Origin of the sequence: Maribacter sp. 1_2014MBL_MicDiv (genome assembly GCF_001865655.1) — a bacterium.
Classification (GTDB): domain Bacteria; phylum Bacteroidota; class Bacteroidia; order Flavobacteriales; family Flavobacteriaceae; genus Maribacter; species Maribacter dokdonensis.
On sequence record NZ_CP011318.1, the window covers coordinates 2,601,123 to 2,624,945 of the forward strand.

Consider the following 23,823-nt stretch of genomic DNA (forward strand, 5'->3'; position numbering starts at 1 on the left):
ATATTTTTTTTGTTATTTGCCCACCCTTAAAAAAGGTAACTTAGAGAGGTGGCCGAGTGGTCGAAGGCGCACGCCTGGAAAGTGTGTATACCCCAAAAGGGTATCGAGGGTTCGAATCCCTTCCTCTCTGCAAGTAAGTTTTACTTTTTTTATATTGTTTTTTTTTTATCTTTAACCCTATTAACTAACTAATTTAAGTTTGAAAAAATGAAAAAATTATTCCCAAGCCTAGCAGTCGCTGGGGCATTTGTAGCAGGTACAAATATTGTAAGTGCAAAAGTAGCAGCAGTAGCGTTGCTAGTTCAAGAAGGAGCTCCTGAAGCGGAAAAAGGATTTACTCAGGTTTTAAAAGAAATGTTTATTACAGGTGGTGCCGGTTTCATGGGTATCGTTCTTTTATGTTTGATCCTTGGTTTGGCAGTTGCTATTGAAAGAATTATTTATTTGAACATGGCAAGTACAAATTCTGCCAAGTTGAAACAACAAGTTGAAGATGCATTGGCGTCAGGTGGTGTTGAGGCTGCAAAAGAGGTTTGTAGAAATACAAAAGGACCTGTTGCTTCTATTTACTACCAAGGTTTGGACAGAGCTGGTGAGAGCATTGAGTCTGCTGAAAAAGCTGTTGTTGCTTACGGTGGTGTTCAAATGGGTCAATTGGAGAAAAACGTTTCTTGGTTGTCTTTATTTATTGCAATTGCACCAATGCTTGGTTTCATGGGTACGGTAATTGGTATGATTCAGGCCTTCCAAAAGATTGCTGCTGTTGGTAACTTAAGTGCATCTCTTATTGCAGGTGATATTCAGGTTGCATTATTAACAACGGTATTCGGTCTTATTACGGCTATTATACTTCAAATTTTCTACAACTATATTATCGCTAAAATTGATAGCATTGTTAATGATATGGAAGATTCTTCTATTACATTGATCGATATGTTGGTAGATCACAAAAAATAAGTTTCACTTTTAATACCTAAAAATTATGCAAAAAATTATTAAAATAGCATTAATTGCTATAGGTGTATTAAGTGCAGTGCTTTGGTACTTATTACCAAGTGCAGATATGCCGGCAGTTGAAGCTGCTCAAAGTGGAGCTATGAACACTATGTTTATCATTACTTACCTTTTGTTAGGTATTGCTGTTGTGGTTAGTTTAGTGTTTACTTTAAAAAACTTATTTTCTAACCCACAGGGTCTTAAAAAGACATTGTTTGTAGTAGGAGGTTTTTTATTGGTAGTTGGTGTTTCTTATGTCTTGGCAAGTGGAACGGATGTTGATCCTGAATTCTTGGCAATGGAAGATGAGAGTACGATTAAAAAGATTGGAATGGGATTGAATGTATTCTTTATTCTAACTATTATCGCTGTACTTTCTTTGGTTATACCAGCTGTTAAAAATATGTTTAGTAAATAAAAAATAGAATACTATGGCTAGAAGAGCAGGAGCACCAGAAGTAAGTGCCGGTTCCATGGCGGATATAGCTTTCCTTTTACTTATCTTTTTCTTGGTAACAACTACTATTGAAACGGATGCAGGATTGGATCGTATGCTTCCACCAATTGAACCGCCCGATACGGATGTAGTAATTAAACAAAAGAACATCTTTCAAGTAAATATCAACAAGAACGGTCAATTATTGGCTGATGATGAGTTGATCGAGCTTAAAGACCTAAGATCAAAAGCCATGGCTTTTTTAGATAATGGTGGTGATGGAACATGTTCTTATTGTCAAGGAAGAAAAAATGCTGAATCTTCGGATAATCCTTCTAAAGCGATTATCTCTTTAAAGAACGATCGTGAAACAAAGTATAGTACTTACATAACTGTGCAAAACGAACTTGTAGGAGCTTACAACGATCTAAGAAATAGAGAGGCACAGCGTTTATATAAGAAGAACTTCGTTGATATGGAAGCTGAATATCTTAACCCTGAAACTGATGACGATGTAAAGGAAGAGTTGAAGGAAAAGGTAAAGAAGATTCAAGATTTGTTTCCACAGAAATTGTCTGAGGCCGAAACTTCAAGTGATTAATTAATTAAAATAAAAGTAACACTATGTCAAAATTTGCAAAGAAAAAAGATGGAGAGGTACCTGCGGTATCAACAGCTTCCCTTCCTGACATTGTATTTATGCTTTTGTTTTTCTTTATGACGGTAACCGTGATGAAGGATAGTTCTTTGAAAGTAGAAAATGTACTTCCTAACGCTAGTGAAGTAAAGAAGCTTGAAAAGAAGGATCGTGTAATTTATATTTATGTTGGTAAGCCAACTAAAGAATATGAGAAATTATTTGGTAGTGAGCCAAAGATTCAATTAAACGATAAATTATCTAGTCCATCTGAAGTTGGTGATTACATTTTGATGGAAAGGGCTAAAAAGCCACAAGAACTTCAAAACGTTTTGACCACGGCACTTAAAGTCGATAAGAACGCAAGTATGGGATTAATATCCGATATTAAACAAGAGTTAAGAAAGGTTAATGCTTTAAAGGTAAATTATACTACCTATGAAGGTGATGCTTTCAATAATCTACAATAGTTAGTTAGTAGAATATTACTTATTTTAAAACGCTTCAAATTTATTTGAAGCGTTTTTTATTTCATTAACTTTACTTTATGCGTTTCTGTATTGTTTTATTCTTGGCGGTAATACAATCTAATGCCCAAGAGGTTTTAGATACATTGGATAACCCTCGATATTTTGAGGATCAATTCTATGTTGGTCTTTCGTATAATTTCATTTTAAACCATCCGGAGGGGTCTAATCAACGTAATTTATCATATGGTCTGCAAGGTGGTATTATCAAAGATATTCCTTTAAATAAAGCTGGAACTAAGGCTATAGGGATAGGAGCTGGTTTGGCGTTAAACAGTTATTATTCAAACTTGGTTGCAGATGTTCTAAACGATGATATTATTTATAGTATCAATGATGATATAACTAGAAGTAAGTTAGAAACTCACCTTTTGGAATTCCCATTGGAATTTAGATGGCGGAATTCCACCGCAGATGAATACAAATTCTGGCGTATTTATGGTGGTATCAAGGCCGCTTATATTTTAGGTGCTAGGTCAAAGTATGATCTTGGTGATATAAGTGAGGGTTTTAAGAATACCGATCTTACCAAATTTCAGTATGGACTAACCTTAAGTTTTGGGTACAATACCTTTAATTTACATGCGTATTATGCGCTTACCGAACTATTTAATGGCAATGCATCTGTTAATGGAGAGGTGTTGCAATATAGACCTTTACGTATTGGTCTGATCTTCTATATTCTATAGCCAAAAGCGTACGGTAAGTAACTGAGATAATAAGCCAATTAGTAGACCCATTATGACTTCAATACCTGTATGGGCTTTTAAATAAAGACGCGCTGTTATAATTGCACCTGTTAGTAATATAAAGAAGCTTATTGCCAATATTAAATTGATTTCAAAGTGAATGCTCAAATTCAAAAGGTACATTAAGAGACCGCTTATACCAACGGTATGTAAACTTGTTTTAAAGTTAAAAAACAGTAATAATATACATGCTATCGTAGCTCCTAATAATCCGGTGAAATAGAAATATAGCTCGCTTACATAATTATTGGGAATCACTTTATATAAGATTAACAGCAAGATGCTAGCGTGAATGTAAAGTGGATATTTGCGTTCTTTAATAGAACTTAACTCTATAGAGTTTACTAAACCTAAATTTTTTAATATCAGATAAGTTACTACTGGAATTATAACAGTAAGAATAAATATAGGCAGTATACTGGCACTTTTTATTTCTATTGGTGTATACTTAGGTGTAATGAGGAAGTAAGCTACAGTGCCACCAATGGGTATGAATAGGGGATGAAGTAAGTATGAGATAACTTGTGAAAAAACCTTCATTAGATTTCTTTTCTCATGCGTGCAACAGGAATATTCAATTGCTCTCTATACTTGGCAACGGTTCTTCTAGCTATGGGGTAACCTTTTTCTTTTAAAATAGCCGCTAATTTATCATCGGTAAGCGGTTTCTTTTTGGTTTCGTTTTGAATAACCGTTTCTAAAATTTTCTTGATTTCCCGTGTAGAAACATCTTCTCCTTGTTCGTTTTTCATAGATTCTGAGAAGTATTCTTTAATTAACTTGGTACCGTAAGGAGTATCTACATATTTACTATTGGCAACCCTAGAAACCGTAGAAACATCCATTCCTATTTCATCTGCAATATCCTTAAGGATCATTGGTCTTAAATTACGTTCATCTCCAGTCAGGAAGTATTCTTTTTGATACTGCATGATGGCGTTCATAGTGATGAATAGGGTTTGTTGTCGTTGTCTTATAGCGTCTATAAACCACTTTGCGGCATCTAATTTCTGCTTTATGAACATAACCGTGTCCTTTTGAGATTTAGATTTGTCCTTGGCTTCTTTATAGCCTTTTAGCATATTGCTGTATTCTCTAGACACATGTAATTCTGGAGCATTTCTACCATTAAGGGTAAGCTCTAGTTCTCCCTCGGTTATTCTTATTGCAAAATCCGGAACTACATGTTCAACTATTCTATTATTTCCGGAATAGGATCCACCTGGTTTAGGGTTTAATTTTTCTATTTCACCGATGGCATCCTTCAATTCCGTTTCGGTGATATTGTGTTTTTGAATTAATTTTTGATAGTGTTTCTTTGTGAAGTGTTCAAAAGACTTTTTTAAGATCTCTGTTGCAAGTTCAATACTTGGAGTGACATCTTTTCGCTCTAACTGTATTATTAAACACTCCTCTAAAGTACGTGCACCTACACCTGGTGGGTCTAACTCTTGTACAATAGATAATATTCTGGTAATGGTTTCTTCGTCAGTATAAACATTTTGGGTAAAAGCCAAGTCGTCCATGATATCGGAAATAGGTCTTCTTATATAACCGCTTTCATCTACACTACCTACTAAAAACTCTGCGATGTTCCATTCTTCATCAGAAAGGTAAACAGTATTCAATTGATTTATTAAATGCTGATTGAAGGATATTCCGGCTGCGTAGGGTACACTTTTTTCTTCATCATCAGAACTGTAATTATTAGCTTTGGTTCTGTAATCCGGGATTTCATCGTCACTTAAGTAATCATCTATATTGATGTCCTCAGTGTTGATGGTTTCGCTATCGGCATTGTCATCATAAACATCATCATACTCATCAACAACGTTATCTAAATCTTCCTTACCGGTCTCTAGTGCCGGGTTCTCCTCTAATTCTTGTTTAAGTCGTTGTTCAAACGCCTGTGTAGGCAACTGAATTAACTTCATCAACTGAATCTGTTGAGGAGATAATTTTTGGGATAATTTAAATTGTAGATGTTGTTTTAGCATTACTTTCTTCTAGTACTTGTAAAAGTAACCAAATCTGCTTAAAATTCGGCATTCTGTGGTGTTCTAGGAAACGGTATTACGTCTCTAATGTTGCCCATGCCTGTGGCAAAAAGTACCAATCTTTCAAATCCAAGACCAAATCCACTATGTTCGGCCGTTCCAAATTTTCTTAAATCTAAATACCACCAAAGTTCTTTTTCGTCAATACCTAAATCTTTTATTTTTTCCTTAAGCACATCTAAACGCTCTTCACGTTGAGACCCTCCTACGATTTCACCAATACCCGGAAATAATATATCCATTGCCCTAACGGTTTTGCCGTCTTCATTTAAACGCATGTAAAAGGCTTTTATCTTGGCAGGGTAATCAAAAAGAATTACTGGACACTTAAAGTGTTTTTCTACCAAGTAGCGCTCATGCTCACTTTGTAAATCTGTACCCCATTCTTCAATTGGATAGGTAAATTGCTTCTTTTTGTTCGGTTTACAATTCTTAAGAATTTCAATTGCTTCGGTATAGCTAACCCTTTTAAAATTATTGCCTACAACAAACTTTAATTTCTCGATCAAGGCCATATCACTACGTTGGGCTTGTGGTTTGCTCTTTTCTTCGTCCAACAATCTTTTCTCCAAAAACTCAAGGTCTTCTTGGCAATGGGTCAACGTATAGGATATAACATTTTTGATGAAGTCTTCGGCAAGATCCATATTTGCATCAAGGTCAAAGAACGCCATTTCTGGTTCAATCATCCAAAATTCGGCTAAGTGTCTTGAGGTGTTTGAATTTTCTGCCCTAAAAGTGGGACCAAAAGTGTAAACTTTACCTAGGGCCATGGCATATGCTTCTGCCTCTAATTGGCCTGATACGGTCAAATTGGTTTCTTTTCCGAAGAAATCTTCTTTATAATTTACATCACCTTCTTCTGTTAGCGGTGGGTTTTTATCATCTAAGGTAGTTACACGAAACATTTCCCCAGCACCTTCCGCATCTGACCCTGTAATTATAGGTGCATGAAAATAATTAAATCCGTTTTCCCTAAAGTAATTATGAATGGCAAAAGATAAGGTTGACCTTACGCGCATTATGGCAGAAAAGGTATTGGTTCTAATTCTTAAGTGAGCTTTCTCCCTTAAAAATTCCAGTGAATGTTTTTTGGGCTGAATTGGGTATTCATCTGGATCAGCTATACCAAGTACTTCTAATTGGCTAACCTGGATTTCAACAGACTGCCCTCTACCTTGGCTTTCTACCAATGTTCCTGATATTTTTAGGGCGGCACCAGTATTCACTTTCTTCAATAATTCTTCATCAAAATTTTCAAAATCAACTACACATTGAATTGTACCTAAAGTTGAACCATCGTTCAAAGCAATAAATCTGTTGCTTCTAAATGTTCGTACCCACCCCTTAACGGTTATTTCCTGTAATAGGTTTTTACTTGAAAGTAGTTCTTTTATTGTGACTAAACGCATGATGTTGAATTGAAAATTAAAGTTCCAAAGATAGGATTTTGTTAAAAAATAAAGAGACTATACCGTTATATAAACTTTGCCTTAAAATGAAAATTGATCAATTGTTGTTTTCTTCTTGAGGCAAGATATCTATTTGTGGTTTTTTAAGTGTCTGTTTGTTAGCTATACTCTTTTCCAGCGATAACAATAACGAGGGTAGTAAAATTAAATTAGCCAACATTGCAAGTAATAAGGTGGCAGATACTAATGACCCCAAGGCTACGGTACCCCCAAAATTGGAAATTACAAATACTGAAAAACCGAAAAATAATACAATTGATGTGTAAAACATACTAACACCTGTTTCTCGAAGTGCATTGTAAACCGATTTTTCAATACGCCATTTATTCGCTGTAAGTTCTTGCCTGTATTTGGCTAGAAAGTGAATGGTATCATCTACAGAAATACCAAATGCAATACTAAATACCAAAATTGTAGACGGCTTAATAGGTACGCCTACAAATCCCATAATACCCGCCGTAATTACTAGAGGTAAAAGATTAGGGATCAGTGATATAACGATCATTCTGAAAGAACGGAACAAGTAAGCCATAAATAAAGCAATCAACGCAATGGCAAGAGCAAGCGACATGATCAGGTTTTTTACCAAATATTTAGTTCCTTTTAGGAATAAAAGTGCGCTACCGGTCATATAAACATTATAACGTTCTACCGGAAAAATCTTAGTGATATTCTCAAGTAAACGTTGCTCTATTTCTTCCATACGGCTTGTGTTTACATCGCGCATGAATGTAGTTATTCTAGCGGTTTGTCCCGTACTATCCACAAATGACTCCAATAGATTACCATTGTCAGATGATTTACGGGCAACGTCCATTATAAAAGTGTTTTCTTGACTTGTAGGTAATTGATAGTATTTTGGTATGCCGTTGTAAAAGGCCTGTTTGGAATATTTTACCAAATTTACTACCGAAACGGGAGAAGAAAGTTCTGGTATTTCATCGATTACTTCTCCAAGTTGATTCATACGCTTAAGTGTAGCGGGCTTTAAAACACCTTTTGGAGTTTTGGTGTCCACTACGATTTCAACAGGCATTATTCCTTTAAACTCTTTCTCAAAGAATCTTATATCATGAAAGAATTCTGCATTTTTAGGCATGTCTTCTATAGGACTGCCAGAGATTCTTATTTGGTAAATACCAATTATGCTTAAGACCAATAGTGATATAGAAACTATATAAACCGTAATTCTTCTATGTCTTACGATGCGTTCCATCCAATTAACAAATGCATCTATCCATTTTTTGTTCAAGTGTTTTAAATGCTTTGTTTTTGGTAATGGCATAAAACTGTACACTATAGGAATAATCAAAAGCGATAAAATGAAAATTCCAATGATGTTGATAGAAGCTACAATACCAAATTCTTTTAAAAGAGTACTATCGGTTATGATAAAAGTAGCAAAACCAGAAGCAGTGGTAATATTTGTCATTAACGTAGCATTTCCTATTTTGGAGATTACACGTTGTAATGAAAGTGCTTGGTTACCATGTTTTTTAACCTCTTGTTGATATTTGTTAATCAAGAATATACAGTTTGGTATACCTATTACAATAATTAGTGGGGGAATAAGGGCGGTAAGTACCGTAATTTCATATTGTAAAAGTCCTAGAAAACCAAAAGCCCACATTACCCCAATGATAACTACACACATTGAAATGAAAGTGGCTCTAACGCTTCTAAAGAAAAAGAAGAAAATTAAGGAGGTAACGCCTAGCGCTGCCAAAATAAACTTTCCTATTTCATCTATGATGTTTTGTGAGTTCATGGTCCTCACATAGGGCATACCGGAAATATGAACATCGAGATTGGTTTCCTTTTCAAAATTACGAACCAAGGTGTTGATGTCCTGTAGAATAAAATCTTTTCTAACAGTGGTGTTAACTATATCCTTATCTAAATTGACAATGGTACGTATTGTCTTGCTCTCCTTGTTAAATAGTAGATTTTCATAGAAAGGTAGATCATTAAAAAGATGATCTGTTATACTATCTATTTCTTTTTTGGTCTTTAATTCGCCGTTGATTAACGGCAACATTTCAAATTCTTGCTTGTCGTTATTTTTAACTAACTCTTTTAAGTTGTCGGTTGATATAACGAATTCAACTTCTGGAAAAGCGGCAAGTTGTTTGCTGAGCCTATTCCAACGGTTAAAATTAGTAGGTTCAAACAAAGCACTATCCCGTATGGCAAAAACAACAGCATTACCTTCTTCGCCAAATTTGCTTAAAAAATCCTGGTATTGTATGTTAACCGGGTGATCATCTGGTAAAAGGTTGGTTTGTGAGCTAGAAAATCGCATGTATTGCCATTGCCAGCCCATGAAAATGGTAAAACCGGTAATCAATAGTAAAATTAGGATTCTGTTGCGTAGAATTATGTTTGCCGTTTTAGGCCAAAATCCTTTCGTAAGTTTCGCTACCATAACTGTTTTTGCAGGTGGCAAAGGTAACTATTAGCTACAATTGTTCCTATATTGAAAAGTTTAAATTTTATACAAATAAAAAAAGCTACCCTATTAAAGTAGCTTTGTGATCCTATATTTTGGAAAAACTTTAAACTTTCATGATTTCAGCCTCTTTTTTGCTCAAGAAATCATCAATCTTTTTAGTGAATGCATCGGTTAGATCTTGTACATCTGCGGTTGCGTTTTTTTGAAGGTCTTCAGAAATATCCAAATCCTTTATTTCTTTGTTCGCATCTTGTCTTGCACTTCTAACTCCTACTTTTGCATGTTCTGCTTCAGCTTTAGCCTGCTTGGTCAACTGTATTCTACGCTCCTCTGTTAAAGGCGGTACGTTGATGATGATCATGTCGCCATTATTCATAGGATTAAAGCCTAAATTTGCATTCATTATGGCTTTTTCAATTTCTTGAAGCATACCTTTCTCCCATGGTTGAACAGAAATTGTTCTACCATCTGGCGTGTTGATATTGGCTACTTGAGCTAGTGGAGTTTGTGAGCCATAATAATCTACCAATACAGAAGATAACATGGTAGGACTGGCTTTACCTGCTCTAATTTTTAAAAATTCACGTTCTAGATGCGCTATGGCAGCTTCCATACCTTCTTTTGTAGCGTCTAAAACAAATTGTATTTCCTCGTTCATATAATAAGTGTATTACTATCGCAATAACATTAATTGTACCAAAAATTATAGGTTGACCGTGGTACCAATGGTTTGCCCGTCAACAATTTTCAATAGGTTTCCTTTTTTGTTCATATCAAAAACTACGATTGGTAGTTCGTTCTCTTGACTTAGGGTAAAGGCAGTCGTGTCCATTACTTTTAGTCCTTTTGTAAGTACATCTTGAAAAGAAATAGTGTCAAATTTTGTGGCACTTTTATCTTTTTCTGGGTCGGCAGTATATATACCATCTACTCTTGTACCTTTTAAGATAACATCTGCTTCTATTTCAATAGCTCTAAGAACTGCAGCAGAATCTGTTGTAAAATATGGGTTACCTGTGCCGCCGCCAAAAATTACAACTCTACCTTTTTCTAAATGCCTCATGGCACGTCTTCTAATGAAAGGCTCGGCTACTTCATTAATTTTTATAGCAGTTTGCAATCTGGTCTGTACACCACTCATTTCTAAAGCGCTTTGTAAAGCTAATCCGTTGATTACGGTAGCCAGCATGCCCATGTGGTCCCCTTGTACGCGATCCATACCTGTGGCTGCACCTGTAAGGCCTCTAAAAATGTTACCGCCACCAATAACAATGGCAACTTCAATTCCTTTTTCAACTACCTCTTTTATCTCTTCCGCATATTCATTTAGGCGGTTAGAATCTATTCCATATTGCTTTTCACCCATTAAGGCTTCACCGCTTAATTTTAGAAGAATTCGTTTGTAGTGCATTCTAGTTTTAATTTGCCATCAAAAATAATGAAAATTTTTGATGGGCGTGTTCAATATTTTATTCTGGTGAAAGATAGGTATCAAGATACTATGGTTACTTATTCTCTATCTTTGATATATCATTATTTTAAAAATTAACAATTGAATATTTTATGAAAAAATCCTTATTAATTATTTCAAGTGCTCTTTTATTATATGCTTGTGGAGCCGGTAAGCAATTGGCAGCTATTGAGAAAAGCCCTGTTCTTACTTCAATAGATTTGGTCAATGTGGTAGAAGATAGGGTGCAGGTGATTGTAGATCCTGGTGCTTTTGCTTCTTCAACGGTTATTTTTAGAATTCCTAAAACGGTGCCAGGTACATATAGTAGCGATAACTACGGGCAGTATTTGCAGGATTTTGAGGCTTTGGATTATAAAGGTAAACCATTGCAGTTTGTTAAGCTTGATGAAAATTCTTGGAGCATTTCTAATGGAACACAGCTTGATAAAGTACGTTACTGGGTAAATGATACCTATGATACGGAAAATGAAGTGGTTGATGCAGTATTTTCCCCGGCAGGTACAAATATTGAGAAAGACAGTAATTTTATGCTGAACCTACATGGTTTTGTAGGCTATTTTGATGGGTTTAAAGAGGTTCCTTATGCTATTCATATTAAAAAGCCAGCGGACTTAATTGCAACAACAACCCTTTCTGATCAAATTGACCGTAAGCCTGATCCACTTTGGGACGCGTTTCTTGCCAATAGGTATTTTGAAGTCATTGACAACCCTATAATGTACGCTAAACCTAATACTGAAAGTTTTGAAATTAATGGTATAACGGTAACATTGAGTTTGTTTTCACCAAATAACGTGTACAAGGCTTCTGATTTAAAGAATAGAATGTTAAAAATGATGGAGGCTCAGAAGAAGTTTCTTGGTGATGTAGATAGTACTAAGGAGTATAATATTCTTTTGTATTTGTCTGATGTAAATAAGCCCGATGCTCATGGTTTTGGAGCTTTGGAGCATCATACTTCTACCGTGGTAGTTTTACCTGAAGCTATGGATATTGGTCGTTTGGAGCAAGCTATGGTAGATGTGGTTTCGCACGAATTCTTTCATATTGTAACACCATTGTCCGTTCATTCTAAAGAAATACAATATTTTGATTTTAATGACCCAAAAATGTCACAACATTTATGGATGTACGAAGGTACTACGGAGTATTTTGCCAATTTATTTCAGGTACAGCAAGGTTTAATTTCTGAAGAGGATTTTTATGAGCGCATGTTGGGTAAAATTACCAACTCTAAATTTTATGATGATAGCATGTCTTTCACTGAAATGAGCAAGAATATTTTAGAGCAACCTTATGAGCCCAATTACGCTAACGTATATGAGAAAGGTGCTTTAATAAATATGTGTTTAGATATTATATTAAGAGAAAAGAGCAGCGGCGAAAAGAGTATGCTTTGGTTGATGAAAGAGCTGTCTAAAAAGTATGGTACGGATGTGCCTTTTGAAGATGAAGTTTTATTCGGTGAGATTGTTCAGATGACCTATCCGGAGGTGGATACTTTTTTTAAGGAACATGTTATTGGAGATACGCCTATAGATTATGATGTTTATTTTTCAAAGGTAGGTTTAGCTACAAAAGATGTTGAAGAGCCTACAGGTTACTTTTTTGATGGGCAAGTGCCTTATATGGATGTTGATGTGCAAAATGATAGTGTTGTTTTTATACGTGAGAATATAGAGTTGAATTCTTTCTTTGATGATTTAAAACTACAGGGAGGTGATATTTTTAAGGTGATAAACGGACAGGAGATTAATCTTGAGTCGCTTAGACCAATTATTGGGGAAAGTTTTAGTTGGACGCCAGAAACTGTAGTAAGTATGACTGTAGAAAGAGATGGTGAATTGGTTTCGGTTGAAGGTAAGGTAGGGCAACCGGTTAAAAAGGTAAAGAAGATTGTTCCTTTGGAAAATGTAGACCAGAAAATTATAGACTTACGTAAGGCTTGGTTAAAAAACTAAGGTTTAATAATGATGCTGAATAAAAAAACCGCCTACTTTGCAGTAAGGCGGTTTTTTATTGAGTTAGTTGTATTGTAATTAACCTAATGCAACTCTTTTAAAACCTGTTACTTCTAAATTAGAATCAACTGATTTTACATATTGAGCAACACTTTGTTTGCTATCTTTAATGAAATCTTGGTTTACTAAAGTATTGTCCTTAAAGAAACGCTTTATTTTACCTTTAGAGATATTGTCTAGCATTGCTTCTGGTTTTCCTTCTTGACGTAATTGATCTTTTGCAATTTCAATTTCTTTGTCGATCACGGATTGGTCAACACCATCTTCGTTTAATGCTACAGGGTTCATAGCGGCAGCTTGCATTGACACATCTTTAGCAACTTCTTCAGCACCTGGTACAGAAGCGGAAAGACCTGTTAAAACAGCTATTTTGTTTCCTGCGTGAATATAAGAACCTACAAAAGGAGCATTTAACGTTTCAAAACCACCTATCTCAATTTTCTCACCGATAACACCTGTTTGCTCAGTAAGTTTTTCTTGAACGGTCATACCTTTATAATCAGCAGCCAAGAAAGCTTCTTTGGAATCAAAGTTGATTGCCAAGTCTGCTAATTCTGTAGCCAATGTTACAAAAGTTTCGTTTTTAGCAACGAAATCGGTCTCACAGTTCAAAGAAATAATAACACCACTAGTGTTGTCATCATTTACTTTAGCGATTGCTGCACCTTCAGAAGAATCTCTGTCAGCTCTTTTTGCTGCAACCTTTTGACCTTTTTTACGAAGAATTTCGATTGCACTTTCAAAATCACCTTCAGCTTCAACCAAGGCTTTTTTGCAATCCATCATTCCTGCACCAGTAGTCTTTCTTAATCTATTAACTTCTGCAGCTGTAATCTTTGCCATTTTTTTTACTTTTAATATACCCGTTTTAAGGGGTCGTTAGATTTATTTTTATAACAAATGTAGTAACTTATTCTACACCACCTTTAACGTTGTCTTGCCATTCTTTAAGCTCGTCCCACTTACCTTCAGCAGCCATTTTAGCTTGCTTTGGCCAAGAAGTTGGATCTAAATGAGCCATTCTAGAACTTGCCTCTGTCAAAATTTCCTTGATTTTTTCAGTATCTCCGTTAGAAAGATCTTCGTAAGTAGCAATACCGGCAGCAACTAAAGCTTCAGCAGCTTTTGGGCCAATACCTTCAACTTTTGTTAAATCATCAGCTTCTGCTTTTGTATCGTTCGCAACAGCTTCTTTAGTAGCTTTAACGTTTACTTCAACATTTGGTACTTTGTCTACAACTGGTGCAGGTTTAGTGTCAACTTTTTCTGGAGTTGGCGCTGGTTTGTCTGCAACTGCTTTTTTCTTGGCACCTTTATCTTTTTTGTCAGATTTACCTTCAGAATCACCTTTTTCAGCTTTACGCTCAGCTAAACCTTCGGCAACTGCATTAGTGACTTCTGTCATGATAATATCAATAGACTTAGAAGCATCATCGTTAGAAGGTATTAGGTAATCTACATCTCTAGGATCACAGTTGGTATCTACCATTGCAAAAATTGGAATGTTCAATTTCTGAGCTTCTTTAACTGCAATGTGCTCTCTCATTGTATCAACGATGAACAATGCACCTGGTAAACGTGTCATTTCAGAAATAGAACCTAAGTTCTTTTCTAATTTTGCACGTAAACGGTCAACTTGCAATCTTTCTTTTTTAGAAAGTGTAAGGAAAGTTCCATCTTTTTTCATTCTATCAATAGAAGCCATTTTCTTAACGGCTTTACGAATAGTAACAAAATTGGTTAACATACCACCTGGCCATCTTTCAGTGATGTAAGGCATGTTTACGTTTGCTGCTTTTTCTGCAACGATGTCCTTAGCTTGTTTTTTGGTAGCTACGAAAAGTATTTTTCTACCTGACGCTGCAATTTTTTTAAGAGCCTCGTTGGTCTCATCTAATTTTGCAACTGTTTTGTAAAGGTTGATTACGTGAATCCCATTACGCTCCATGTAGATGTAAGGAGCCATGTTCGGATTCCATTTTCTTGTTAGGTGACCAAAATGTACACCTGCTTCTAATAATTGTTTTACTTCGACTCTCGCCATTTTAAATTTAGTTTACGTTCTTTTGAATTAGCAATGACAAAGTGGTATCTCGAATTATAATATCAAGAAGCCTTCATCATTTAGATGCTAAACTAATCTTACCTTCAATTTTTTGGAATTAAAGGATTTTTAATTGTCCTTAACGGACTTTCAATGAACTTGTTAATAATCTGGTTCCCCAGTGTGATAAAATATAAAAATAGGCACCCAAAAAGGGTGCCCTGTACTCTTGTAATCTCGAATTAACGTTTCGAGAATTGGAATTTTTTACGTGCTTTCTTCTGACCGAATTTCTTACGTTCAACCATTCTTGGGTCTCTAGTTAATAGACCTTCTGGTTTTAAGATTGATCTGTTCTCAGCATCTATCTCGCACATTGCTCTAGATAAAGCAAGACGAATAGCTTCTGCTTGTCCAGTAATACCACCACCGTAAACGTTTACTTTTACGTCGTAAGTATCTAAGCTTTCAGTTAAGCTGAAAGGTTGCTTTACTTTGTATTGAAGTGTTGCAGTTGGGAAGTATACGCTTAAATCTTTATTGTTAATGGTAATGTCACCATTTCCATCAGAAAGATATACTCTCGCTACAGCGGTCTTTCTACGACCAATTTTATGAATTACTTCCATCTTATTTAATATCTTTTAAATTAACAACAGTAGGCTTTTGAGCTTCTTGTCCATGCTCCGTACCTGCGTAAACTTTAAGGTTTCTGAAAAGTTCTGCACCTAATCTGTTTTTAGGTAGCATTCCTTTTATTGCTTTTTCAAGAATACCTTCTGGATTTTTATCCAACAATTGTTTTACGCTAGTAGTACGTTGTCCACCTGGGTAGCCAGTGTATCTCATATATGATTTATCAGACCACTTGTTTCCTGTAAGAACAATTTTCTCTGCGTTGATAATAACAACATTATCACCACAATCAACATGAGGGGTGAAACTAGGCTTGTGCTTTCCTCTTAACAAATAGGCGACTTTTGAAGCCATGCGTCCTAATGTTTCTCCTTCGGCATCTACCAATAACCACTCTTTGTTTACAGTTGTTCTGTTGGCCGAAACGGTCTTATAACTTAATGTATCCACTACTGCTATTTTTAACTATTATTTTAATCAATCCCGTGAAAGGGGCTGCAAATCTACAATTATTAACTTGAATTGCAAATACTTGTTTCTTATTTTTTTACATTTTTTAATTAAATGTAATTTCTAACCGGTTTATAGCCATCATGGTACTGTTATTCTTATTGATTTTATTACCGATTCTGTAACAATTTAAAATATTCATTGTCTCTTGTAATAACCGATCAATCAATCAAAGAACATAATATGATGCGTAAATGCTTAGTTACAAGTATTTTATTTTTAATAATTTCAGCTACTGCTTTTTCCCAAACAGTTACAACAAAGGTACAAAGAGTATATATTACACAAAAAGTAAATTTTGGTGAGACCATTGCTATTGATGGTTTGCTGACCGATTTGGCTTGGAACAGCGTTCCTTGGGCAAGTGATTTTACCGTATTTGACCCTAATAATGGGGAAAAACCTAGTCAACCAACAAAGTTTAAGATTACATATGATGAAAAATTTCTTTATGTGGGTATTCGTTGTTACGATACAGTACCTTCTAAGATAGAAAAGAGGCTGGCAAGGCGTGATAATTTTTCGGGTGATTGGATAGAAATTAACATTGATAGCTACAATGATAAAAGAACGGGTTTTTCGTTTAATGTTTCTGCTGCCGGTGTAAAAGGGGATGAATTTATTTCTCAAAATGGCGATTTTTGGGATGCTAGCTGGAATCCTATTTGGTATACTGCTACAAAGATTGATCATAAAGGATGGTCGGCAGAAATGAAAATACCTTTTAGTCAATTAAAATTTGGAGAACAAAAAGAGCAAATTTGGGGGCTTCAATTGAACAGACGTTTTTTTAGGGAAGAAGAACGGTCACTTTGGCAACCTGTGTCATTAGATGCTCCTGGTTGGGTTAGTGAGTTTGGAGTGTTAAGAGGGCTTATTGATATTCAGCCTCAAAAACAGTTGGAAATTCAACCATTTTTGGTAAATCAGTATGATGCTTATCCGTCACAAGAGGGCAACCCTTTTCGTGATGGTAGTGATTATGGTTTAAACGTGGGGTTAGACGCCAAAATAGGTTTGACCAATGATCTTACTCTAGATTTAACGGTTAATCCAGATTTTGGACAAGTAGATGCTGATCCAGGAGCTATTGCATTGGACGGATTTCAAATCTTCTTTGAAGAACGTAGGCCGTTCTTTATTGAAAACAAAAATATTTTCGATTTTGAATTTGCCGATGGTAATGATAATATTTTTTACAGTAGAAGAATTGGTAGAAGTCCACAAGGGTTTGCAAACAGTACTGAAACGGAATTTGTAGATCAACCTATAAATTCAACCATACTGGGTGCTGCAAAATTTTCAGGTAAAACCAAAAATGGATGGTCTTTGGGCTTATTGGAAAGTATTACGGGCAACATGTATGCAGATATAGAGGATCTTGCAGGAAATGAAAGATCAGAACTTGTAGAGCCACTTACAAATTATATTGTGGGTAGGGTACAAAAGGATTTTAACGAACGTAATTCTTTTATTGGAGGAATATTTACTGCAACGAATAGAAATATTCCTGATAATCTCGATTTTTTAAGAAGTAGTGCCTACACAGGTGGGGTAGATTTTAAACATAGTTGGAAAAACAGAAATTATTATGTTGAAGGAAATATTGTAGGTAGTCATATTACGGGCAGTCAACAAGCTATTGAACGAACACAGAATAGTATTACGCACTTATTTCAAAGGGTAGATGCTAGTCATGTTGATGTAGACCCTGATCGTACCTCTTTAACGGGTAGCGGTGGTAAGTTGGCACTCGGAAAAGCAGGAGGTGGGAATTGGCGCTATGATGGCGGAGTTATTTGGAGGTCTCCAGAATTGGAACTCAATGATATTGGATTCTTAAGGCAGGCAGATGAAATTAAGCAAACGACTAACGTTCGTAGGTTGTTCATAAAGCCTACTAATTTTTATAGACGTGCAAACTTAGGGTTAAGTCAATACTCTACGTTTGACTTTGATGGAAATTATAATAGAATTCAATATGAATTCCAGGGTTTTATAAACTATAAAAATAATTGGTGGACAGAGGTTGGTGCTGCCCATAAACCCCGTATTTTTTCAAATACCGTTCTTCGTGGCGGACCTCGTTGGCGTTGGTCTGATGAAAACTTCGCTTATCTTTTCTTTGGCTCGGATAGTAGAAAAAAAATGAGCTTTACTTTAGGGTATGTAAATAGCCAGGCGGCAGAAAATAACTTTTCTTTAAAGCGATATGTGTTTAGATTATACTACCAACCTTTTGATGCTTTTAATCTTTCTATCTCTTCTGAGTTTGAAGAAAACCCTAATAAAACGCAATATGTGACGGAAACTAGTTTTGATGGTGATGCAAGGTATATTACCGGTAATATTGATCAGAAAACATTTAGTACTGCTATCCGCTTTAATTATAGTATAAATCCAAACTTATCCATTCAATATTATGGTGAGCCTTTTATATCTAGAGGTACATATACCGATTTTAATTATGTAAATAATCCTATTGCTGAGAACTTGAGCGAACGTGTAACGTTATTTTCCGAAAATCAAATATCAGGATCAGCCGACACCAATAATTATTTGATAGATGAAGATATTGATGGTGCCATAGATTATCAAATAGAGAATCCTAACTTTTCGTATGTTCAATTTAGATCAAACCTTGTACTAAGATGGGAATATATACCTGGTTCGGAAATCTTTTTGGTATGGTCTCAAGGTGTTGTGGGTGCAGGTGATCCCAGTGAAACATTGGGTAGAAATTTAGATCGACAAATACTAGGGCAGAAAAAGGATAATACAATTTTGCTCAAAGCAACTTACAGGTTTATTCTATAAAGAATTGGTTCTGGAAGGTATCCATCTATCGATTTTTGAAATAATACCAAGTTTTTTTCGTTTTTAGGGGTGTACAACCAATAAAACAAAAAGATGTATAAGCATATTTTATGTATTGCAGGGATAGTGTTAACACTAATTTCCTGTAGTTCGGATAAGGATGAAACACAGACTGAAGCTGAAGTTCAAAGCACGGCCATAATTGGTACATGGGATGCTACTGAGCTAGAAATAGATAATGAGACAGCAAGTGATGATGCAAAATTTGGAAAGCAAATATTGGATTTTCTTACGGCTGATAACTGCTTCATTATAACATTACAGTTTAATGAGGATTTAACGGCAAGCGCATCTAATTCTGCTAATTATATTGAAGTAAATGCGACCGCTACAGGCTTGGATATTCCTTGCCCTACAGATTCAGATGTTAATGAAAGTACCTATACCTTTGACGGTGAAACAGTCACAACTATTGATGAAAATGGCGATGAGTTGGCAATAGGTGTTTCTATAGAAGGAAACATTATGACGGTTGATGCCAGTGATTTGGATATTCCAAATTTTTCAGAAGACGGACAATTGATATTTGTAAAACGATAAAAGTTTGCTAAGTATAAAAAAAATAAGACCCTTGTCAATTGACAAGGGTTTTTTATTGCTTGTAGAATTTTGTTTTTATATTCTGATGTTCAGATTGTATGGTAATCATATACAAACCTTTTTCTAGGTTAAAAACAGGTATGTTCAATGAGTTTCTTTTAATGTCCCATTGGTGAAAGATTACTTGGTTGCCATAGCTATCCCTAACGGTTATAACGGCATTCTTGTCATTTTTTAGACCAAGTACATTGATAACGTTAGTTGCCGGATTAGGAAAAACTTTAACATCTTGTGCCGCTAATTGGGTAGCGCTAAAGATGATAAAAGCTAGAATGATTAAAATCCTTTTCATGAAAAATAGCGTACCTCATGAGAGAAGTACGCTATATGCTAACGTTCTAGGGATGTATTTTCGTCTCCCTTTAAATAAACTTTAACTAATCTTAGCTTTAATGGGCTACCAACCAATTATCACCTAAGCCAACTTCAACATCTAAAGGAACTGCTATTTTGTATGCATTTTCCATTTCTGATTTAATCAGTGTTTGCAATTCCTCTAATTCTGGTTTGTAGATATCGAATACCAATTCATCATGTACTTGCAGTAACATTTTAGATTTGTAATTGCCTTTTTCTAACTTTTTATGAATGTTGATCATGGCAATTTTAATGATATCTGCCGCACTACCTTGAATAGGTGCGTTTACGGCATTTCGTTCCGCAGCACCACGTACTATTGCATTACTGCCGTTTATATCCTTAAGGTATCTTCTTCTGCCCAACACCGTTGAGACATAACCGTTTTCACGTGCAAAATCTACCTGCTCGCTCATGTAGTTTCTTAGCTTTGGATAAGTCTTGTAGTAGGTGTCTATTAATTCTTTTGCTTCTTTCCTTGATAGGTCCGTTTGGTTACTTAATCCAAATGCAGATACGCCATAGATGATACCAAAGTTTACCGTCTTGGCATTGCTACGTTGTTCTCGTGTAACTTCATCCAATGGTACATTAAATACCTTAGATGCTGTAGAAGCATGAATATCCTCTCCATGTTTGAAAGCCTCTATCATGGTAGTCTCTTCACTCAAGGCTGCAATTATACGTAATTCTATTTGTGAATAATCTGCCGCTAATAACGTGTAGTTCTCATCTCTTGGCACAAAAGCTTTTCTTACTTGTCTTCCGCGCTCTGTTCTAATTGGAATGTTTTGTAAATTAGGGTTGTTGCTACTTAACCTTCCGGTTGCTGCAACGGTTTGCATATAATCGGTATGCACTCTTCCTGTAGAAGGCTCAACCTGTTCTGGCAATGCATCTACATAGGTGCTTTTTAATTTGGCAAGACCTCTGTAATCCAATACATTTTGTACAATTTCATGGTCTTTAGCCAAAAAGGATAATACATCTTCCGCGGTAGAATATTGACCTGTTTTGGTTTTTTTAGGTTTGTCTACCAGTTTTAGTTTGTCAAATAATATTTCACCTAATTGCTTTGGAGACCCTATATTAAATTCTTCACCGGCAACTTCATAAATTTTCTTCTCAAGGTTAGAAATGTCGTTATTCAAGTCTTCGGAGAGTGAATTCAAGAATTCCTTGTCTAAATTGATTCCTTCTAGCTCCATATCCGCTAGTACACGTAGTAGGGGAATCTCAATATCTTGAAATAATTTTTCTGTATTTGCCTCTTTTAGTTCTGGTCTAAAATGTTGTGCAAGTTGAAAGGTAATATCCGCATCTTCTACTGCATATTCCGTTTGTTTTTCTAACGGAACATTGCGCATACTCAATTGATTCTTGCCTTTTTTGCCAATAAGTTCAGTAATGGATACTGGAGTGTAATTTAAATAGGTCTCTGCCAGAACATCCATATTATGACGCATATCCGGATTAATTAGATAGTGGGCCAACATGGTATCGAATAAAGGTCCTTTGACATCAATATTGTATTTATCCAATACCTTAATATCATACTTTAAATTCTGACCTATTTTTTCAATTTCTTCAGCTTCAAAGAAAGGGCGTAGCTCTTCTAAAAGAGCCTGTGCTTCTTCTTTGTTATCCGTAAAAGGAATGTAAAAACCTTTGGTTGCTTCCCAAGAGAAAGCAATTCCTACCAATTCAGCGGTCAACGGGTCTAAACCTGTAGTTTCGGTATCAAAACATACTGAAGTTTGCTGCATTAAATTTTTTAAGAAAAGCTTCATTGCCATACCAGGAGCTACACTTTGGTATGAGTGTGCTACATCTGCAATGGTTTTTCTACTAGAAAAGTCTTTTACGGTTGCTCCGGTATCTGCAGAACCCCCAAATAAGGAGAATTGCCCTGACCCCGCATCTTGTTTTTCTTTTTTAGCAGTTGCTGTGCTGGTAACCTGTGTAACGGTTTCTTCTGTTTCTTCCGAGAATATTTTAATGAATTGATCCTTTAACCTTCTAAATTCCAATTTTTCAAATATCTCTTGTACCTTCTCAAAATCCGGTACTGAAAGTTCATAGTCCTTAGCGTTGAAAGTAACGTCGCAATCAATGCATATGGTGGCTAATTTTTTAGAAAGTATACCCAATTCTTTGTTTGCTTCTACTTTCTCCTTCATCTTACCTTTCAACTGATCGGTATTTGCCAATAGATTTTCCATAGATCCAAATTGGGCAATGAATTTTTTTGCAGTTTTATCTCCCACACCTGGTAATCCGGGTATGTTATCACTGGCATCGCCCATCATACCTAAGTAATCTATTACCTGCTCCGGTCTTTCTACACCAAAGCGTTTTTGAATTTCTGGAATTCCCCAAATTTCAATACCGTTACCCATTCTGGCAGGGCGGTACATAAATATGTTTTCAGAAACCAATTGCCCAAAGTCCTTATCTGGGGTGACCATAAATACTTTGTAGTCTTCCTTTTCAGCTTGTTTGGATAATGTGCCTATAATGTCATCTGCTTCCCAGCCTTCCAAAACCACACAAGGTATGTGCATTGCCTTAAGTATATCTTGTATATAGGGTACCGCTATCCTAATGGCATCTGGGGTTTCATCTCTGTTTGCCTTATATTCGGCAAACATCTCAGTTCTTTCCACACTGCCGCCTTTATCGAAGCAAACGGCTAAATGATCGGGTTTTTCACGGCGAATAACATCGAATAAGGAATTCATGAAACCCATAATGGCAGAGGTGTCCATGCCTTGCGAGTTTATTCTTGGGTTTTTTATAAGCGCATAGTAACCACGAAATATAAGTGCGTATGCATCTAGCAAAAAGAGTCTTTTTTGATCTGCCATTTTTAAGTATTGTATGAAAAAGGATAAAAGTACAAATTGATAGGGAAACTATAGGTGAGAATTGCCTATTGCTTATATCTAAAATGTTGTACGGTTCAATTAACTTTTTAAATAACTATCTGAAGGATTATTTACATGACCTTCTTTGGTATATGTTCTATAGGTAAACCCTGGGTGAATACAATATCCGCCAGTTTCTCCTTTTTTATTGATGGCGATAAAGCCTATTTGAAAGTCTTGTTTGTCCTTATTTTTTGCAATAATTCTTTTTACGCCTTCTTCGCATGCCTCTTGTGGCGATTTTCCTTGGCGCATTAATTCTACGATCAGAAAACTACCAACGGTTCTTACCACTTCTTCGCCAACGCCTGTTGCTGTTGCTCCGCCAACTTCGTTATCTACGAAAAGTCCAGCGCCAATAATAGGGGAGTCGCCAACTCTACCTGCCATTTTATATGCCATTCCGCTTGTGGTACATGCACCTGCAATGTCTCCTTCGGCATCAATGGCCAACATGCCTATGGTATCATGATTTTCAATATTTATTATTGGTTTGTACTGCGATGTTTTTTTCCATTTTTCCCATGCTTGTTTGGATTCTTCAGTTAAAAGATTTGTCTTTTCAAAACCTTGCTCGTATGCAAATTGCTCAGCACCTTTGCCGGCAAGCATTACATGAGGTGTTTCTTCCATCACTTTTCTGGCCACTGAAATTGGGTTTGCAATGTTCTGCATAGCCAATACTGCCCCACAGTTTCCATCTTTGTCCATAATACAAGCGTCTAGGGTAACATTACCATCCCTGTCCGGTCTTCCGCCATTACCTACGGTACTATTGCTTAGATCGTTTTCTTCAACCATAACTCCTTGGTGAACTGCATCAAGAGCGTTACCTCCTTTTTCAAGAACTTCCCATGCTTTGGCGGTGGCGTTTCCAAAATTCCATGTACAAATAGCAATAGGTAGCACTGGTGTATTGTCTGTTGTACCTACTGCAGGGATTTCTTTGTACGATGATAATATAGGTGCAGAAACGATACCGGCGGCAACTGTACTTGAATTTCTTAGAAACTTTCTTCTTTTCATGGGTTTGGTTCTTTACTTTTAATGA

General features: G+C 35.9%; 21 protein-coding genes and 1 tRNA gene. 9 read left to right on the forward strand and 13 right to left on the reverse strand.

The annotated features are described in order from the left end of the window. Positions 1–42 precede the first annotated feature (42 nt). The 6 genes from YQ22_RS10880 (at position 43) to YQ22_RS10905 (ending at position 3,285) form a co-directional block, all read left to right on the forward strand. Positions 43–130: transfer RNA gene (locus YQ22_RS10880), tRNA-Ser, on the forward strand. Positions 131–207: 77 nt separating this feature from the next. Beyond that, complete coding sequence (locus YQ22_RS10885) at positions 208–957, forward strand: MotA/TolQ/ExbB proton channel family protein (protein ID WP_058103980.1); 750 nt, start codon at positions 208–210, stop codon at positions 955–957. Between the two features lie 25 nt (positions 958–982). After that, positions 983–1,414 (forward strand): hypothetical protein, encoded by a 432-nt coding sequence (locus tag YQ22_RS10890; RefSeq protein WP_071341233.1) that lies wholly within the window; start codon positions 983–985, stop codon positions 1,412–1,414. Positions 1,415–1,427: 13 nt separating this feature from the next. Beyond that, the gene (locus YQ22_RS10895; protein WP_058103978.1) at positions 1,428–2,033 is read left to right on the forward strand and encodes an ExbD/TolR family protein; all 606 of its coding nucleotides are present in this window, start codon (positions 1,428–1,430) and stop codon (positions 2,031–2,033) included. 23 nt (positions 2,034–2,056) lie between these two features. Beyond that, a complete protein-coding gene (locus tag YQ22_RS10900) occupies positions 2,057–2,539 on the forward strand; it encodes an ExbD/TolR family protein (protein WP_058103977.1) in 483 nt (160 codons plus the stop codon). 77 nt (positions 2,540–2,616) lie between these two features. Further along, on the forward strand, positions 2,617–3,285 hold the full coding sequence (locus YQ22_RS10905; RefSeq protein ID WP_071341234.1) for a porin family protein: 669 nt from the start codon (positions 2,617–2,619) through the stop codon (positions 3,283–3,285). On the opposite strand, the gene YQ22_RS10910 is transcribed toward YQ22_RS10905, so the two are convergent. The 6 genes from YQ22_RS10910 to pyrH all read right to left on the reverse strand — a co-directional run bounded on the left by YQ22_RS10910 (position 3,280) and on the right by pyrH (position 10,737). Next, the gene (locus YQ22_RS10910) at positions 3,280–3,885 is read right to left on the reverse strand and encodes a hypothetical protein (protein WP_058103975.1); all 606 of its coding nucleotides are present in this window, start codon (positions 3,883–3,885) and stop codon (positions 3,280–3,282) included. The two genes, YQ22_RS10905 and YQ22_RS10910, sit on opposite strands and share 6 nt — an antisense overlap. Further along, on the reverse strand, positions 3,885–5,342 hold the full coding sequence (gene rpoN, locus YQ22_RS10915; protein ID WP_071341235.1) for an RNA polymerase factor sigma-54: 1,458 nt from the start codon (positions 5,340–5,342) through the stop codon (positions 3,885–3,887). Before rpoN ends, YQ22_RS10910 begins: the two co-directional genes overlap by 1 nt. A gap of 38 nt (positions 5,343–5,380) precedes the next feature. Continuing rightward, positions 5,381–6,814, reverse strand: a complete 1,434-nt coding sequence (asnS, locus tag YQ22_RS10920) for an asparagine--tRNA ligase (RefSeq protein WP_071341236.1) — start codon at positions 6,812–6,814, stop codon at positions 5,381–5,383. Between the two features lie 97 nt (positions 6,815–6,911). Next, a complete protein-coding gene (locus tag YQ22_RS10925; RefSeq protein WP_071341237.1) occupies positions 6,912–9,299 on the reverse strand; it encodes an efflux RND transporter permease subunit in 2,388 nt (795 codons plus the stop codon). 130 nt (positions 9,300–9,429) lie between these two features. Then, on the reverse strand, positions 9,430–9,984 hold the full coding sequence (gene frr / locus YQ22_RS10930; protein WP_058103971.1) for a ribosome recycling factor: 555 nt from the start codon (positions 9,982–9,984) through the stop codon (positions 9,430–9,432). 45 nt (positions 9,985–10,029) lie between these two features. Beyond that, complete coding sequence (gene pyrH / locus YQ22_RS10935) at positions 10,030–10,737, reverse strand: UMP kinase (RefSeq protein ID WP_058103970.1); 708 nt, start codon at positions 10,735–10,737, stop codon at positions 10,030–10,032. 152 nt (positions 10,738–10,889) lie between these two features. Here pyrH and YQ22_RS10940 point away from each other — a divergent pair, with 152 nt between their 5' ends. Continuing rightward, entirely contained in the window at positions 10,890–12,761 is a 1,872-nt protein-coding gene (locus YQ22_RS10940; protein ID WP_071341238.1) for a M61 family metallopeptidase, read from the forward strand. Positions 12,762–12,839: 78 nt separating this feature from the next. Here YQ22_RS10940 and tsf read toward each other — a convergent pair whose 3' ends face one another. The 4 genes from tsf to rplM all read right to left on the reverse strand — a co-directional run bounded on the left by tsf (position 12,840) and on the right by rplM (position 15,951). After that, complete coding sequence (gene tsf / locus YQ22_RS10945) at positions 12,840–13,664, reverse strand: translation elongation factor Ts (RefSeq protein ID WP_071341239.1); 825 nt, start codon at positions 13,662–13,664, stop codon at positions 12,840–12,842. Between the two features lie 67 nt (positions 13,665–13,731). After that, positions 13,732–14,865, reverse strand: a complete 1,134-nt coding sequence (gene rpsB, locus YQ22_RS10950; protein ID WP_071341240.1) for a 30S ribosomal protein S2 — start codon at positions 14,863–14,865, stop codon at positions 13,732–13,734. A gap of 242 nt (positions 14,866–15,107) precedes the next feature. Further along, the gene (gene rpsI, locus YQ22_RS10955) at positions 15,108–15,494 is read right to left on the reverse strand and encodes a 30S ribosomal protein S9 (RefSeq protein WP_058103966.1); all 387 of its coding nucleotides are present in this window, start codon (positions 15,492–15,494) and stop codon (positions 15,108–15,110) included. 1 nt (position 15,495) lies between these two features. Next, the gene (rplM, locus tag YQ22_RS10960) at positions 15,496–15,951 is read right to left on the reverse strand and encodes a 50S ribosomal protein L13 (protein WP_036151839.1); all 456 of its coding nucleotides are present in this window, start codon (positions 15,949–15,951) and stop codon (positions 15,496–15,498) included. 243 nt (positions 15,952–16,194) lie between these two features. Between rplM and YQ22_RS10965 the strand changes: the two genes are divergently transcribed. Together YQ22_RS10965 and YQ22_RS10970 are read left to right on the forward strand one after the other, a co-directional pair. Further along, a complete protein-coding gene (locus YQ22_RS10965) occupies positions 16,195–18,828 on the forward strand; it encodes a DUF5916 domain-containing protein (RefSeq protein WP_335625626.1) in 2,634 nt (877 codons plus the stop codon). A gap of 93 nt (positions 18,829–18,921) precedes the next feature. Next, complete coding sequence (locus YQ22_RS10970; RefSeq protein WP_071341241.1) at positions 18,922–19,428, forward strand: hypothetical protein; 507 nt, start codon at positions 18,922–18,924, stop codon at positions 19,426–19,428. A gap of 52 nt (positions 19,429–19,480) precedes the next feature. Here the strand turns inward: YQ22_RS10970 and YQ22_RS10975 are convergent, their stop codons facing one another. The 3 genes from YQ22_RS10975 to YQ22_RS10985 form a co-directional block, all read right to left on the reverse strand. Continuing rightward, on the reverse strand, positions 19,481–19,780 hold the full coding sequence (locus YQ22_RS10975; protein ID WP_071341242.1) for a T9SS type A sorting domain-containing protein: 300 nt from the start codon (positions 19,778–19,780) through the stop codon (positions 19,481–19,483). A gap of 97 nt (positions 19,781–19,877) precedes the next feature. After that, positions 19,878–22,712, reverse strand: coding sequence for a DNA polymerase I (gene polA, locus YQ22_RS10980; protein WP_071341243.1), 2,835 nt, complete (start codon positions 22,710–22,712; stop codon positions 19,878–19,880). A gap of 99 nt (positions 22,713–22,811) precedes the next feature. Then, on the reverse strand, positions 22,812–23,798 hold the full coding sequence (locus YQ22_RS10985) for an isoaspartyl peptidase/L-asparaginase family protein (protein ID WP_071341244.1): 987 nt from the start codon (positions 23,796–23,798) through the stop codon (positions 22,812–22,814). Between the last annotated feature and the right edge of the window lie 25 nt (positions 23,799–23,823).

What these genes read in the sequence shown, in the direction of transcription:
- polA (WP_071341243.1), bottom strand. Translation starts at nt 22,712, where the DNA reads ATGGCAGATCAAAAAAGACTCTTTTTGCTAGATGCATACGCACTTATA.
- YQ22_RS10970 (WP_071341241.1), top strand. Translation starts at nt 18,922, where the DNA reads ATGTATAAGCATATTTTATGTATTGCAGGGATAGTGTTAACACTAATT.
- tsf (WP_071341239.1), bottom strand. Translation starts at nt 13,664, where the DNA reads ATGGCAAAGATTACAGCTGCAGAAGTTAATAGATTAAGAAAGACTACT.
- rpsB (WP_071341240.1), bottom strand. Translation starts at nt 14,865, where the DNA reads ATGGCGAGAGTCGAAGTAAAACAATTATTAGAAGCAGGTGTACATTTT.
- rpoN (WP_071341235.1), bottom strand. Translation starts at nt 5,342, where the DNA reads ATGCTAAAACAACATCTACAATTTAAATTATCCCAAAAATTATCTCCT.
- YQ22_RS10985 (WP_071341244.1), bottom strand. Translation starts at nt 23,798, where the DNA reads ATGAAAAGAAGAAAGTTTCTAAGAAATTCAAGTACAGTTGCCGCCGGT.
- YQ22_RS10940 (WP_071341238.1), top strand. Translation starts at nt 10,890, where the DNA reads ATGAAAAAATCCTTATTAATTATTTCAAGTGCTCTTTTATTATATGCT.
- YQ22_RS10900 (WP_058103977.1), top strand. Translation starts at nt 2,057, where the DNA reads ATGTCAAAATTTGCAAAGAAAAAAGATGGAGAGGTACCTGCGGTATCA.
- YQ22_RS10890 (WP_071341233.1), top strand. Translation starts at nt 983, where the DNA reads ATGCAAAAAATTATTAAAATAGCATTAATTGCTATAGGTGTATTAAGT.
- pyrH (WP_058103970.1), bottom strand. Translation starts at nt 10,737, where the DNA reads ATGCACTACAAACGAATTCTTCTAAAATTAAGCGGTGAAGCCTTAATG.
- YQ22_RS10895 (WP_058103978.1), top strand. Translation starts at nt 1,428, where the DNA reads ATGGCTAGAAGAGCAGGAGCACCAGAAGTAAGTGCCGGTTCCATGGCG.
- YQ22_RS10975 (WP_071341242.1), bottom strand. Translation starts at nt 19,780, where the DNA reads ATGAAAAGGATTTTAATCATTCTAGCTTTTATCATCTTTAGCGCTACC.
- YQ22_RS10925 (WP_071341237.1), bottom strand. Translation starts at nt 9,299, where the DNA reads ATGGTAGCGAAACTTACGAAAGGATTTTGGCCTAAAACGGCAAACATA.
- YQ22_RS10910 (WP_058103975.1), bottom strand. Translation starts at nt 3,885, where the DNA reads ATGAAGGTTTTTTCACAAGTTATCTCATACTTACTTCATCCCCTATTC.
- asnS (WP_071341236.1), bottom strand. Translation starts at nt 6,814, where the DNA reads ATGCGTTTAGTCACAATAAAAGAACTACTTTCAAGTAAAAACCTATTA.
- YQ22_RS10965 (WP_335625626.1), top strand. Translation starts at nt 16,195, where the DNA reads ATGATGCGTAAATGCTTAGTTACAAGTATTTTATTTTTAATAATTTCA.
- rpsI (WP_058103966.1), bottom strand. Translation starts at nt 15,494, where the DNA reads ATGGAAGTAATTCATAAAATTGGTCGTAGAAAGACCGCTGTAGCGAGA.
- YQ22_RS10905 (WP_071341234.1), top strand. Translation starts at nt 2,617, where the DNA reads ATGCGTTTCTGTATTGTTTTATTCTTGGCGGTAATACAATCTAATGCC.
- YQ22_RS10885 (WP_058103980.1), top strand. Translation starts at nt 208, where the DNA reads ATGAAAAAATTATTCCCAAGCCTAGCAGTCGCTGGGGCATTTGTAGCA.
- frr (WP_058103971.1), bottom strand. Translation starts at nt 9,984, where the DNA reads ATGAACGAGGAAATACAATTTGTTTTAGACGCTACAAAAGAAGGTATG.